Below are 13873 nucleotides of genomic sequence, written 5' to 3' on the forward strand. Positions count from 1 at the left end.
TTAAAGAACATTCTTAGATTATTTATTTCTTTTATGAACGTAAGCACTAAAGCTTTTTGTACTTTCCGTTTTTATAGCTTCGTTTTAAAAACGTCTTAAAAACTGATTCAAAACGAAACCAATAATCGATTGCTCAAGTAATACCCTTTAACAAAAATAGTAAAATAGGGACTAACCCTTAAACTGAGAGGCAGACCCCTAACTAAAATAGTTTATCAAACAGATGTTAACCTAGCAACATAAAACTATATTTCTTTTATATAAGCTTACTTTTTGATAGTTCTCTTATGAGAATTAATGTCTTACAATAATAAAAACTTCCTCGCTGATTTTATGGGCAATCCCATCTAATATCGCTTCTAAATTTGTCGCTACGGTTTCTAATTCCTTTGTATCTTGGCAATAAAATACACCGCTCCCTGGAGCAACTTTATTTGGATTAGTTGTTATGGAGGCTAAAATGTATTTCTCTATAGTCATTCTAACTCATCCTCCCTTTCTTCACGCTTACTTGGCATGCGAATCGCATTTTCTAGAGTTGGAACTGCACCAATGATGCGAATAGCTTTTTTTTCATTATGTATTTGGGGTAACACAAAAACAGCTACTCTCCCATCTTCAAGGTCTCTTTTTGCCAGAGGTACTAGCGCAGGTGTTCCGGAGTCACGGTATACCCCAAGAGCTGTTGTAACATCATATAAAATAGCTTGTCTTTGCCCTAAATTTGCAATGGTGGTTCTCGCGTTAAAATTCTTAGGTGTGAGAATAAATCCCATTCCATATTTCAACACTTCTTTCTGTCGCTCCGGTAACCCAATATTCATAATGTAAATAGTATCAATATGTAAACCAGCCCCTTTAAACGTCGGTTGAACATATTCTATATCCACTATATCCTTTAATTGACCACCAGACATTAGTTTCTTCGATATGACTACCGAAATGATCGCTGCAAGTATTCCTGTCCATATATTGAAAACAATATATCCAAACGTGCTGACTAATCCTGCAAACATTACTAAATAATTTCTACTTTCAAAAGCAATCGCGATTCCTTCAATATATGTTTTTCCTCTTGGTACCATTTCAAAACTATCTAGTTCTGTTAATGTATTTCTCTCCATATTTCTAACTTCTCGAAATTGAGACGCTGCAACAGTAAGAAATGTTACTGCCGTAAAATCCTTGTTTAATATCGATGGTATTGCAACCGAACCTAAACCTGCTGCAATAAAACCTAACGCTATATGAATGATTTTTCCATGCAAATAAGTCGGGTATTGTCTATAATCCGTGCGCAGCATAAACATCCTTAACAATGTTCCAACAATCACTCCAAATAAAATTGGATAAACGAAATTGCTCATAAGTTTTTTTGTCTCTCCTTTTCAAGCAAAAATACATAATTTTCCCATCTTGCAAGTGTTATTTTTAAGTAATAAAGTGAAATCAGTCCTAGCAAACCAAGTGTTAAAAAGTCGAAAAAGGCCATTGATCCAATGGAATAATCCATCTGATAGTTTCTTATAAGGAAGCTTAAAACCATCTCCCCATTAATACTTCCAATCAGCAAAACAAGTATTTGGCAAAATATATTTTTATGTAACAAGATAAGGAATGTAAATAATATACTTGTTTTCAGCCACACACCTGGAATAAATACCCAAACAGGATCAATAATGGCCATTAACTCATATGTAACATAAGCTAACATCATAAAAAAAGATGAAATAATCGTGTAAATACAGTTCTTCCACCGCAAAGTACCTGTATAAAAAAAAGACATTATTAACACAATCAGGAGCAAAATAGAGCAACTTATTCCTTGCCATTCCCAACGGTAAGGACTTAAAATAATTGCTGTTAATATGTAAATAGAATATTTCGTTCGGCTTGGGTTATTTTTGTCCATAAAAAACGTTGTTATTATCCAGATACACCATGTACAAAATAAAAAGATTGATCCTTCCACATCCTCACTCTCCTCTATTTTTCCATTATGTCTCGGAACTATGTAATTTAAACGAAAAAGTTAGAAGAGCGCATAGTGACTATTCTGTAAATTTTTTTCAGGAAATTTTTTCATTAAGTAGTTTTCTGCCTTCGGAAGAATAATAAAAAGAACTTCTATGAAAGAAAAGAAGGAGAACATCCATTTTATAATGGAAATAAAAAAGCAGGAGGCATTGTAAATGGGTAAAGATAGACAGGAAAAAAAATTAAAAAATAGTAAAAGAGTAGAATCTGATCGTGATCAAGCACTTCATTATAATGGTTCCACTCGGTTACAAAGTCCAGAAGAAGGAAGATTACTTAACGATAATAAGTAAAATACAAAAGAGGTGGCCAAAATGGCCACCTCTTGATTCCATAACATTAATTTTTTAATTTTTTCAATTGCTCTCCAATCATATCACCTAATTGGAAACCTTTTGATTCCTCAGGAAGTTCATACACTTCTTCTTCGTCTATTTCTTTTTCTGTTAATTCTTTAATACTTAAAGAAAGACGTTGTTCTTCTTCATTCACATCTAAAACCTTTACTTGGACTTTCTGTCCTTCTTTTAATACTTCGTGAGGTGTTCCAATATGCTTATGGGCAATTTGAGATATATGAACAAGACCTTCAACCCCTGGGAACACTTCAACAAAAGCTCCATAGGAAACAATACGTTTTACAGTTCCATCTAGTACGCTACCTTTTTCAGCGCGCTCTGCAATGTCTGCCCACGGTCCTGGCTGTGTTTCTTTAATAGATAAAGAGATACGATCATTATTACGATCAACACTTAATACTTTCACCTTTACTTCTTGTCCTTCTTGAACTACATCTGTCGGACTAGAAATATGATCATGAGATAATTGAGAAATATGAACTAATCCATCAATACCGCCTAAATCAACAAAAGCACCAAAATCTGTAATTCTTTGAACGGTACCTGTTAGTGTTTCGCCAACTTCAATTGAGTCAAGGAGGTTTTGTTTTTGTTTATTTTTCTCTTCCTCAACAACTGCACGATGGGATAAAATAAGGCGACTCTTGTCTTTTTCCAATTCTACAATTTTAAAAGAAATGGTCTTACCTTTATAATCAGAAAAATCTTCTACATAATGAGCTTCTACTAAGGAGGCAGGTACAAAACCTCTGACACCAAGATCAACCACAAGTCCGCCTTTTACCACGTCTTTTACTTCTGCTTCAAACACTTCGCCAGAATTAAACTTCTCTTCAAGCTGATCCCATGCTTTTTCCGCATCCACTTTTCTTTTTGACAAAACGAGAGCATCTTCTTCCACTTTAATTACTTCTAATTCAAGTTTGTCTCCTTCAGATACTACGTCACTCGCTTTTTCAATGTGCAGGCTAGATAATTCACTTATTGGTATAATCCCATCGAGTTTACTGTCGCTGATTGCAACAATTACCTGTTTCTCTTCCACTTTCGTAATCTGACCACTTACTACGTCTCCGACAGTATAATTATTTACAACTACATCATTTAATTCCTCAGACATATGTACTCCTCCTTCAACTCTATAGTGCCTGAACATTCTAGAAAAATGTTCAGGCAACCGAAAATAAATTAATCATCCTTACGATTTATAAGAAACCTTCTCTTTAAAGTTCTTACAAACTTCTTTTTTTGTCAAGTAAGAAACACTAGACTAGTTTGAAAGATTAAGTGATTTTTGCTTTCGTTTTCATTAATTGCTTATTTTTTCTCTAGTTAACCCCATGATTTTTTCGACTACCTCATTTATGGATAAGGAAGTAGTATCCAACTCAATTGCATCGTCCGCTTTCTTCAATGGTGCAATTTCACGTTCTGAGTCTAATTTATCTCTTGCAGCAATTTCTTGTTTTAATTGTTCTAAATCTGATTGATATCCTTTTGACACATTCTCTTTATGTCTTCTAATTGCTCTTTCATCAACAGAAGCTAAAAGGAAGACCTTTACTTCAGCGGTTGGAATAACATGGGTACCAATATCTCTACCATCCATTACCACCCCACCGTTTACAGCAAACATTTGTTGTCTTCTTACCATTTCTTCCCTTACAAGCTTATGTTTAGAAACAATGGAAACAGAGTTAGTTACTTGACTTGAACGAATTTCCTTTGTGACATCATGGTTATCTAAAAAGATTAGCTGTCCATGTTCCCCTGGGAAAAGCTCAATAACTGTTTCATTTAACATATTTATTAAACTTTTTTCATCTTCTAAATTTAAATGATGATTAATTGCTTTAAAGGTTAATGCTCTATACATAGCACCTGTGTCAATATAAATGTATCCTAATTGTTCCGCAACAATCTTTGCAACAGTACTTTTCCCTGCTGCTGCAGGTCCATCAATTGCAATGCTAATTTTCTTTTCCATAAATCCTCCTGAACTACTGGCTCAAAAATACCAATTAACTTATTAAAAATTCTCCTATTCTATTTCTCCTCTAAAAGGAATCGGAAACCTTAGCTAGTCCTATTCATAAAAGAGAACATTATTATAATAGGAAGAGCAAGTTTTGCTTTTATGGCTTCACTTTCTTTTATTTTAACATATTCTTTCGACTTTTTATCATTAAATCCTTTTCTTTTATCTATCTCTTTGGATAGGAAGTTTAAGAAAATTCATCCTTATCTTCCAAAGGTCTCAAGAAAGGAGACAAAATTAGAATCCATTACACCCTCATATTGAGTGATTGTTCTTATTTCCGGTATAAAGTCCCAAGTATGAAGCATTTGGCCTATAATAAAAAAGGCAATTTGAAGACCAATAATCTTTATTAAAATTCTTTCAACCGTTTTCACTCCATGCAACTCCTTTTCCTACTTTTCTTATACACAAAAGCTAGAGTCATTTAAAATTTAGATTATAGGAATAGTATCGGAGTAAATGCATGCCTTTATTCAAATTTCAAGCCCTTTCTTTTTTAGCGAAAGTTGACGGTCAAAGCTGAATCTCAGCATCGACTGACGATCAACTGGATCGACGTCCAAAAATTCAATAGCCATTTTATAGTTCTGTTCGTTGTATTCGAAGATTTTTTTTATTTCCGCAGATAAATGTAAATAATTATACTCACCATTTTGTAAAGGTAAGACTACCGAAACTTTAATTTTACTATTTTGCTGCAGATTTATATGTTTAGGAACTATTACTGCAGCCCCGCCTGCACTAAAATCCAACGAAACAGTTGTAAATGGTTCGACAGTATTCTCTTTCTTGAAAGGATGGATAGCCATATCAACACTTGTTTCAATTCTTACAAATTGTCGTCGCTGAATCTTAATCATTTGATCATCAGAAGGAAGCGAAAGGATTAACAGTGGAACATTATTCTCTTTTTTCCTACCGATAACTTCTGAATGAAATAAATAAGCGATACCTTCGTTTGTTACAAAGTTAATCCTTAACTGAGCTCCATTCATGAGAAAAACAAGCTTATTTGTTTCAAGGTGAATTGGATATTCAATACTGATTGATTTCTCCTCGACTCCTAAAATACGACTTTTATACTGTTCTACTTTTGTTTCGCCATGAATCGGTTCAATTACTAACGTATCTCCAATTGAAATCACTTTATCTCACACTTTCCTTCTTAATTATATAAATATCTTAATGCTAGATAACCTAATTTTTCCATATATAAATCGTTTAGAAAATTACCTTCCTAGACTTAAAGTCCTAATAATCAATTTGGTAAATTATATCAAAATACCTACTTTTATGTATCATTATTACATGAACGTTTTATATTTGGCAATACCGTCCCTTCCCTTATCACTTCAATCATTCCGCTTTTATTTACTAATAATTAAAAAAGCTGTCAACATCCTTTTATAAAAGTTTGTTGACAGCGACTTTCTAATTACACAACTTCTTCATATACAGGTTCAGCATTTTTTAACTTCTCTACCTTCTCTTCCACTCCATTATCGGCATTTATATAAATTCGATAAGTGTCCTCACCTAATGTCCCGATAAATTCATAACATAATACTTCTTTATTCAAGTCATTTAAGATGATTGCCAATCCATCATCCATTATTTTTACTTGTTTATTAATTTTCTTGCGTGCATCTTGTTTGGAAATAACCGGATCTTTTATTTCTCTTTCTTTATTTGCTATTAAATAATCCTCTGCTGCAAAACCAATGATATTTCCATTATCCAAGGCAACTTTCATTTTGACACTATCTGGGTAAATTTTCACCCCATCTATTTCGGTGACAAAATTAAACACACCAATATTCTCATACTGCATACTTTCGAATAACGCTAGATTTTTAAATTTATGTTCTTTTAAAAATTTAACTGCTTGATTACTTGCTTCATTTAGACTTATTTTATCTTTCTTGACTTCTCGTGAGACAATTGACCATATTGGATATCCTCCTTTTTTCGTGATATCCATACTAGCTTCTACATTTGTTCCCTTTTCTTTAAGAGAAACACTATAAAAACCGTAGTTTGATCCTTTGCCACTTTCTGTGACTTTTACATCAACAGGATTTTTAAAATCTGCAAATTCTTTTGCGATTTCCTTTGCTTCTTTTTCTGTAATTATCTTCCCTTTTAAATTTTTAAAGTTTTCATCTTTCTTTTCCATGTTTACATTTGTCACACCAAAGCTCGTTTCCTGATAACCTTCTACTTTATCTTCAACCGTTTTTAAACCGTCAATAATGGTATTATCTAATTGTTTATCGGTAGCTAATGCCATCTCAACATCCATCCAGCGAAGATTTTTTTCCAGTACTAAGTGCTGCACGTTTCGTAATTCATCTTGAATGTCTGCTGCATCTTTATACAGCTTTGTTAATGTTTTTGATTCCTCTTCCGATAAAGGTTCTTTATTTAAATCTCTTACCGCTGTCCGATAACTAAAATCACCGATTTTCGCTAGAAACTCTTCTGTTTTATTAAATGGTAGTAGTGTCAATGGTAGTTGACCTACATCGGAATGGGCTTCCGAAGTAATTCGCCATACTTCTGCCAATGCAGGAGACAGAGATTGTTGTGAATTCATTGCTAAAGTTGTCCCAATTTGATCATGAAGCAAATCTACTTGATAGGTTAAATCATGAAAAGCTCTCTGGTAGTTATTCTCTGCGTTTAATAATACAGCATTTTTCTCTTTATGTTCCTGATAGCCCCAAAAGGCCACCCCTGCGACTCCGAGTGTTAATACTCCTATTAATATTCCTCTTAACATTGTCTCACCCCACTATTTACAGAATATATGCTTACCTATTTGTTTAATTTGTGGTCGACCCCAGATCCATCCACTTGTTGCTGTATCTGGATTAAAGTAATATAACGCATGTCCTGTAGGATCCCACCCATTTATTGCATCTAAAACTGCCTCTTTTGCTTGTTCATTAGGCGTTAACCATATCTGTCCGTCAGCAACTGCTGTAAATGCACGCGGCTCAAAGATTACCCCTGATACAGTATTGGGAAATGATGCACTATTAACTCTGTTTAAAATTACTGCTGCAACAGCCACTTGTCCTACATATGGCTCCCCTCTTGCTTCACCATATACAGCATTCGCCATTATTTGAATATCATTTTGCGAAAAACCATTTGGAACATTTGCTGCAGTAGGTTTTTTTCCAGTTGTATTTTCTCCGCCATTTGTATTAGCAGTATTCTTTGGCGCATTATTGTTGTTAGTAGTACCTTGATTACTACTTTTATTAGTTGTATCGTTGTTGCTAGATGCATTATTTTGTTTAGCTGTTTGACTGTTATTATTTGTTTTCTTTTGTACTGTTTCGTTTTGCTTTTTTGCAGTGTTTTTGTTCGAAGAAGGCATTTTTTGCTTTTCTAAATCTACTCCTCCATAATGGGAGAACTTTTTCCCGCGATTTATCTGTTCCTTGACAAATTGCTCATTGTATTTCGTTGCACTTGCTAACTTATTCTTCGTTTTCGTACCGGCTAATCCATCTATCGGCAAACCATATTCATATTGAAAATTTCTTAACGCCCAATAGGTTTGCCAACCAAATACCCCATCAATCTTCCCATTATAATATCCTACATATTGAAGTCTTGATTGCAATTCAATAACATCATCTCCTACCGCTCCATGCTGAATAACCTGATTGGAAAAAGCATGTACTTTTTGTTCAGCATAAGGAAATACTAGTAGTCCTGACATAACAAAAAGGATGATTGATATTTTTGTGAGTAAAAACTTTTTATTCATGCTTATTACCCCCATAACTAATTACTATTAACATTAACTGTATTTTTTGTAGCAATTGGATTTTTATACAAAAAAAAAGTAGAGTGAATGACTTCACTCTACTTTTTTACATACTAGATACTTCAAATACTTATTCCAAAGAGGATTTTAACCATTCCCCTTTCATTGTGGTAAATATTCCCTTTACCTTATTCCTATTATGTCCCTGTCATTCTTCGAATATGTCCGCTGCTTAATTCTCTAGCACTTTTCACCTTTCTAAGGCCTAACCACCATAAATAAAACATAAAAGGAGTGATGAAGATCAGCCAATTTTTCTCTAGAGATACAATATAATCGTATATAGCGTGAAGCAGAAAAGGAACAAGCAAGGAATAGACAAGCCATTTCCCTCTAGGCACAATAAATTTACCTTTTCCAAAATAATAACCCATAATAACCCCAAAAAGGGCATGACTGGATACAGGAAGCAAGGCTCTCCCGATTGCATACTCCAGTCCATTTGCCACTAAATACAAAATATTTTCCATAGTAGCAAATCCTAAGGACACGGCAACCCCATAGACTATCCCGTCATAAGGCTCATCGAAATCGGCATGCTTCACCGCTGTATAAAAAACAATAAACCATTTAAAAAATTCTTCCAGTAAGCTCGTAGTAAGCAAGGAACTCCAAATTCCCTCTGGAATGACATGCTCTGCTTGAAAAACATATTGGATAAACATTATGGGAAACACAAGAAGTGCCCCTGTAATAAAAGACCGCATGACAAGTGATATTGGCTCGGAACCGTATTGGTCTTTTAAATAAAAATAGCTTAATAATGCTAAACCTGGTGCAATTCCGGCTGAAAAAATCGCCAACATTTTATTTCCCCTTTTCCCTTATATAAGAGTTGCACGGTCTCATTTATTTTTTTCTTGTATGGCTTTTGCGATCTGCACACCATGAAATCTACCATTTTCAATAAAGATTTCATTCGCATTATTTCCAGCAGCAATTACCCCAGCAATAAATATTCCTTCCACATTTGTTTCCATGGTTTCCGAATCAAATACAGGTCTTCCTGTTTCTTTCTCAATTTCTATCCCCATTTTTTTCAAAAATGCATGATCAGGATGATATCCGGTCATTGCAAAAACAAAGTCATTTTTTATTTCATGAAGATTTCCATTTACTTCATACAGAAGAGATCCCTCTTTTATTTCGACAACATTTGCCTGAAATTCCATTTTAATTATTCCTTTGCGGACTAAAGACTCGAATTCAGGTAAAATCCACGGTTTGATACTAGTGGAATATTCGTTCCCTCTATACAAAACGGTTACCCTTGCACCAGCTTTGACTAGCTCAATCGCAGCATCCACACTTGAATTTTTCCCGCCAATTACCGCTACATCATGATTGAAATAAGGGTGTGCCTCTTTAAAATAATGCATTACTTTATCCATGTCTTCGCCTGGAACGTTCATATAATTGGGATTATCGTAATAACCAGTAGCAACAATAACGTAAGGAGCGATATACTCCTCTTTTTTTGTTTTTACAAGAAACTCCTGTCCCTCTGTTCTATTGACGTCTAATACTTCTTCATACGCATGGATACGAAGATCTTTTCTTTTTACCACTTCGCGATAATAAACTAATGCTTGATTCCGATTGGGCTTATATTGTTCTGTTAAAAAGGCGACATCCCCAATCTCCAGTTTTTCACTTGTACTGAAAAAGGTTTGATGAGTTGGATAACCATGTATGGCATTTACAACATTCCCTTTTTCAATGATTAACGGATTTATATTTATTGCCTTTAAGGCGATCCCTGCTGCTAAACCACAGGGACCAGCACCAATTATAATTGCTTCTTCTCGTTTCAACATAGTCACTCCTAACATTTTACAAAAAGGTTAGCCTCTTCTAACAAAATCCTTTCTTTTCTATTATGCATTTATTTTAGCTAATAGATGATTCATAACAGAAAAGGCGTACCTCTAAAAAGGTCCAATATAAAAAATCCCCTACCTATAAGGATAGGAGATTTTTGTAAATTCAGCAATAGATTTAATCAAATTTATATCCAACCGCGGAATCTAGATGCTTCCGCCATTTTTCTAACCCCCACCATATATGCTGCCAACCTCATATCAACTCGACGTATTTCGGCAGTATCATAGATGTTTTTAAAGGACTTACTCATTACTTTTTCCAGTCTTTCTTCCACTTCTTCCTCTGTCCAATAATACCCTTGATTATTTTGTACCCACTCAAAATAAGAAACAGTTACTCCTCCAGCTGAAGCTAAAACATCCGGAACTAATAAAATTCCTCTTTCTGTTAAAATGCGAGTAGCTTCTAATGTAGTTGGTCCGTTCGCTGCTTCCACCACAATACTTGCTTTAATATTATCTGCATTATGTTCTGTGATTTGATTTTCTATCGCAGCAGGCACTAAAATATCGCACTCCAACTCCAATAGTTCTTTATTTGAGATGGTATTATTAAATAAGTTTGTAACAGTGCCAAAACTATCTCGTCTATCTAGTAAGTAGTCAATATCTAATCCTTCTGGATCATGTAAAGCACCATACGCATCCGAAATACCAATGACCTTCGCTCCAGCATCATGCATAAATTTAGCCAAAAAGCTGCCCGCATTCCCAAAACCTTGGACGACGACACGTGCTCCTTCTATCTCTATGCCTCTTCTTTTTGCTGCTTCGCGTATACAGATAGTAACACCTTTAGCCGTAGCAGTTTCTCTTCCTTGTGAACCACCTAATACAAGTGGTTTGCCTGTGATAAATCCAGGGGAGTTAAATTCATCAATTCGGCTATACTCGTCCATCATCCATGCCATAATCTGTGAATTTGTAAAAACATCTGGAGCTGGAATATCTTTAGTTGGTCCAACAATTTGGCTGATTGCTCGTACATAGCCCCGGCTTAATCTTTCCAATTCACGAAAAGACATATCACGTGGATCACAGATAATGCCTCCTTTTCCGCCACCATAAGGAAGATCAACGATTCCACATTTTAAACTCATCCAAATAGAGAGTGCTTTCACTTCTGTTTCCGTAACATTAGGATGAAAACGAATTCCCCCTTTTGTTGGTCCCACGGCATCATTATGTTGAGCGCGGTAGCCTGTGAAGATTTTTACAGTCCCATCATCCATTCGCACTGGTATTTTGACTGTCATCATTCGAATCGGCTCTTTTAATAATTCATAAACTTCATCTGAATATCCAAGTTTATTCAAAGCTTTATGAATTACTGTTTGTGTTGATTTCAAAACATCGTGTTGCTCTTCTACATGATTCTTCTCATTAGATTTGTTGGCTACCATTAATAAATCCTCCTAAAAAACTACTTGTAGTTATCCACTGCAGTTCTTCTTTATAAGAATAATTATTTAGCTTCAATAGAATGCAAAACATAAATACAAAATTAGTTGCTAATTCAAAGCATAGTATACACTTTTACTTACATTATGCAAGATCATTTATTTACTTATTTAGATTTAAACGAATCCCTTCCTTCAGAAGGCTTTCATTCCATAATATATTCTTTTTTTACTGTGATAAACTGTTTTTTCCTCATTGCTAGTATCAGTATATTCAATTAAACGATTCTTTGTCCTACCTCACCCTCATTTAATTATCATTATTTCCTTTTCTTCTACACTTTCCCATACAGCTTTTCCCTGAGGCTAAACAAAAATTTAGTGGTAAAATACTATTATGTATCTTCCCCATTTCATTTTAACACTTTCAACAAGTTTTACCAATCATCAACTTAGAAATTTTTATGTACAAAATCCCCTTTAAACACACAAAAAAAGATAGATAATTCCAAACTCCGTCGAAGTTCCTATATCCCCGTTATCTGAGATTAACTTCAAAAATTGGAATTGTTCTATCTTAAAAATAGCTGGTTAAAAAAAATGCACTAATGTTTCAATAGCATTATCTTTTTTGATGACATTCCCATATTCTTCAATTATATATATACTCTTTAAACTCGCTTCTCCAAATTCACTTAGAATAGCAATAATTTGTTCTTCTTTAAATGAAGAAATATCGACAAAGCATAAATAATACCTTTCATTTAAATTATATAAAGAACCACCCTTAAAATTGTTTTGCTCTAACTGTTTTACCGCATCTATTACATATTCTATATCTGTAAACTCATATAATATATCCACTGTTTCTTCTACCGTTACTTGCATCTCTAAAAAGCCCTCTGATAATAATTCTTCCGTATCCAATTCAGTTTCAGTTATTGTTAAGATCATTACCATTCCTTGGGCTTTCATGGAAAATATCTCAACAGCTACCGATCCGTGTATCTCCATATCAAATATGTCATTTGCTTCTTCTAACATTTCATGAAAAAAATACTGCCACTTTATCGAGTCTTTCCATATATCTTCCTTGGTCAATCCACGTTCATACAAATCATCTGTGGTCAGATGGATTTTAATTCTGTTACTATTCAATCTCTCCAAACGCATGACTACGCCTCCTGCCTGCTCCTTGAAAAAACTCTTAATTTAGTTTATGAATGAAAGCAGGAATCGGTGAGTAATATTACAAAGTGGAGGATGATATATATAAGAGCCAACCGATTCAAAAAAGAAATATTGGTCAAATCGTAATAATGCTTTAAATTTAATTGTCCATTTGTTTATGTTGAATCTTGATAATATGAGTTTCTGGATGTGCGCCGAGCCTTAATGGAATACTTGTCGTGCCATATCCATTACTGACAAATATAGTAGTATTTCCAACCACTTTCGTTCCTCCTAATTCGTATGGACCAAATCCCAAAATTCGAATTTGGCCACCATGGGTATGACCACTTAACACTAAGGAAATCTGTTCCTTCTCTTCCATCTTTTCCACTATTTTCGGATTGTGACTGACTAATATTTTAAAATCACTATTCCCCACTTGCTCTAACGCTTTTTCTAAATCATCATATTCTAATGAATAATCTTCAATACCGAGCAAGGACCAGCTTTCCCCATCTGCAGATTGAAAAGTTATTGCTTTATTATTCAATAAAATAATATCTTCATCTAGTAATAAAGTCTCCAAAACATCTCGGTCTATCTCGTAGTCATTATTTCCCCAGACAAAATAAACAGGACCGATTTTTTTTAACTTCCGCAAATTTTCGCGTGTCTTCTCTAACTTAACTCCCTTCTCTAAAAGATCTCCGCCTATAATGACTATCTCAGCTACATCCACCGCCTCATTAATAACGGAATCATCAATTGATCTTCTATGGATATCTGAAATAAAGAAAAGGGTGATTTCACGGAAGGAAGCAGGGAAATTTGGAAAATAAAACATCTCATATTTAACATGATTTTCATTTGCAATTTTTCTCATATGTAAAATTAAAGCAATCCCTGCCAAAACAAGTAAAACAAATCCAACTAGTACATATATCATAAAGTCCCCCTAACTTCCCCATCTTACAAAGGATGATGTTTATATTTTAATACACCTCTTACACTTAATACCATTTTTAAGAAAATTTTTCTCTATTCACTCCCCATCTATATAGCTCCTAATGATAAGTAATTTACTCAAGAATTTCTGCTTCTCTTTTTCCTTCCCTTCAGCTATTCATACTTAAACC

The 13873-nt window shown here is 34.3% G+C and carries 15 protein-coding genes; 1 reads left to right on the forward strand and 14 read right to left on the reverse strand.

Translation table 11 applies throughout. The features are described from left to right. Positions 1-294: 294 nt before the first annotated feature. Genes BCI01S_RS02400 through BCI01S_RS02410 form a run of 3 tightly spaced genes read right to left on the reverse strand, consistent with a single transcriptional unit; the run spans position 295 to position 1972 of the window. Positions 295-480 (reverse strand): capping complex subunit for YIEGIA, encoded by a 186-nt coding sequence (locus tag BCI01S_RS02400; RefSeq protein ID WP_047940357.1) that lies wholly within the window; start codon positions 478-480, stop codon positions 295-297. After that, positions 477-1367 (reverse strand): YIEGIA family protein, encoded by an 891-nt coding sequence (locus BCI01S_RS02405; protein ID WP_047940356.1) that lies wholly within the window; start codon positions 1365-1367, stop codon positions 477-479. Before BCI01S_RS02405 ends, BCI01S_RS02400 begins: the two co-directional genes overlap by 4 nt. Continuing rightward, positions 1364-1972: a YphA family membrane protein gene (locus BCI01S_RS02410; RefSeq protein WP_047940355.1), complete on the reverse strand. Its 609-nt coding sequence runs from the start codon at positions 1970-1972 to the stop codon at positions 1364-1366. Before BCI01S_RS02410 ends, BCI01S_RS02405 begins: the two co-directional genes overlap by 4 nt. Positions 1973-2192: 220 nt before the next feature. Between BCI01S_RS02410 and BCI01S_RS24580 the strand changes: the two genes are divergently transcribed. Further along, complete coding sequence (locus BCI01S_RS24580) at positions 2193-2330, forward strand: YpzI family protein (protein ID WP_082138218.1); 138 nt, start codon at positions 2193-2195, stop codon at positions 2328-2330. 46 nt (positions 2331-2376) lie between these two features. On the opposite strand, the gene rpsA is transcribed toward BCI01S_RS24580, so the two are convergent. From rpsA to BCI01S_RS02460, 11 genes are all read right to left on the reverse strand, one after another. Next, entirely contained in the window at positions 2377-3516 is a 1140-nt protein-coding gene (rpsA, locus tag BCI01S_RS02415) for a 30S ribosomal protein S1 (protein ID WP_047940354.1), read from the reverse strand. 189 nt (positions 3517-3705) lie between these two features. Then, positions 3706-4383 carry a (d)CMP kinase gene (cmk, locus tag BCI01S_RS02420; RefSeq protein WP_047940353.1) on the reverse strand — a complete coding sequence of 226 codons (678 nt, stop codon included), beginning with the start codon at positions 4381-4383 and terminating at the stop codon, positions 3706-3708. A 254-nt stretch (positions 4384-4637) separates the two neighbouring features. Then, positions 4638-4811, reverse strand: a complete 174-nt coding sequence (locus BCI01S_RS25585; protein WP_047940352.1) for a DUF5359 family protein — start codon at positions 4809-4811, stop codon at positions 4638-4640. 99 nt (positions 4812-4910) lie between these two features. Next, positions 4911-5582, reverse strand: coding sequence for a flagellar brake protein (locus BCI01S_RS02425; protein ID WP_047940351.1), 672 nt, complete (start codon positions 5580-5582; stop codon positions 4911-4913). 290 nt (positions 5583-5872) lie between these two features. Continuing rightward, on the reverse strand, positions 5873-7219 hold the full coding sequence (gene ypeB / locus BCI01S_RS02430) for a germination protein YpeB (RefSeq protein ID WP_047940350.1): 1347 nt from the start codon (positions 7217-7219) through the stop codon (positions 5873-5875). 12 nt (positions 7220-7231) lie between these two features. Next, positions 7232-8221, reverse strand: coding sequence for a spore cortex-lytic enzyme (gene sleB, locus BCI01S_RS02435; RefSeq protein WP_061796524.1), 990 nt, complete (start codon positions 8219-8221; stop codon positions 7232-7234). A gap of 197 nt (positions 8222-8418) precedes the next feature. After that, the gene (gene prsW / locus BCI01S_RS02440; protein WP_047940349.1) at positions 8419-9087 is read right to left on the reverse strand and encodes a glutamic-type intramembrane protease PrsW; all 669 of its coding nucleotides are present in this window, start codon (positions 9085-9087) and stop codon (positions 8419-8421) included. Positions 9088-9126: 39 nt separating this feature from the next. Continuing rightward, on the reverse strand, positions 9127-10095 hold the full coding sequence (locus BCI01S_RS02445) for a YpdA family putative bacillithiol disulfide reductase (protein WP_047940348.1): 969 nt from the start codon (positions 10093-10095) through the stop codon (positions 9127-9129). Between the two features lie 194 nt (positions 10096-10289). Continuing rightward, positions 10290-11567: a Glu/Leu/Phe/Val family dehydrogenase gene (locus BCI01S_RS02450; RefSeq protein WP_047940347.1), complete on the reverse strand. Its 1278-nt coding sequence runs from the start codon at positions 11565-11567 to the stop codon at positions 10290-10292. A 588-nt stretch (positions 11568-12155) separates the two neighbouring features. After that, positions 12156-12737, reverse strand: coding sequence for an adaptor protein MecA (locus BCI01S_RS02455; protein WP_047940346.1), 582 nt, complete (start codon positions 12735-12737; stop codon positions 12156-12158). Between the two features lie 157 nt (positions 12738-12894). Then, positions 12895-13683, reverse strand: coding sequence for a metallophosphoesterase (locus tag BCI01S_RS02460; RefSeq protein WP_061796526.1), 789 nt, complete (start codon positions 13681-13683; stop codon positions 12895-12897). Positions 13684-13873: the final 190 nt, after the last annotated feature.

Origin of the sequence: Niallia circulans NBRC 13626 (assembly GCF_001591585.1) — a bacterium.
GTDB classification, from domain to species: domain Bacteria; phylum Bacillota; class Bacilli; order Bacillales; family Cytobacillaceae; genus Niallia; species Niallia circulans.

Coding starts and splice junctions, on each gene's coding strand:
- BCI01S_RS02400 (WP_047940357.1), bottom strand. CDS start 480: ATGACTATAGAGAAATACATTTTAGCCTCCATAACAACTAATCCAAAT.
- BCI01S_RS02405 (WP_047940356.1), bottom strand. CDS start 1,367: ATGAGCAATTTCGTTTATCCAATTTTATTTGGAGTGATTGTTGGAACA.
- BCI01S_RS24580 (WP_082138218.1), top strand. CDS start 2,193: ATGGGTAAAGATAGACAGGAAAAAAAATTAAAAAATAGTAAAAGAGTA.
- rpsA (WP_047940354.1), bottom strand. CDS start 3,516: ATGTCTGAGGAATTAAATGATGTAGTTGTAAATAATTATACTGTCGGA.
- cmk (WP_047940353.1), bottom strand. CDS start 4,383: ATGGAAAAGAAAATTAGCATTGCAATTGATGGACCTGCAGCAGCAGGG.
- ypeB (WP_047940350.1), bottom strand. CDS start 7,219: ATGTTAAGAGGAATATTAATAGGAGTATTAACACTCGGAGTCGCAGGG.
- sleB (WP_061796524.1), bottom strand. CDS start 8,221: ATGAATAAAAAGTTTTTACTCACAAAAATATCAATCATCCTTTTTGTT.
- prsW (WP_047940349.1), bottom strand. CDS start 9,087: ATGTTGGCGATTTTTTCAGCCGGAATTGCACCAGGTTTAGCATTATTA.
- BCI01S_RS02450 (WP_047940347.1), bottom strand. CDS start 11,567: ATGGTAGCCAACAAATCTAATGAGAAGAATCATGTAGAAGAGCAACAC.
- BCI01S_RS02455 (WP_047940346.1), bottom strand. CDS start 12,737: ATGCGTTTGGAGAGATTGAATAGTAACAGAATTAAAATCCATCTGACC.
- BCI01S_RS02460 (WP_061796526.1), bottom strand. CDS start 13,683: ATGATATATGTACTAGTTGGATTTGTTTTACTTGTTTTGGCAGGGATT.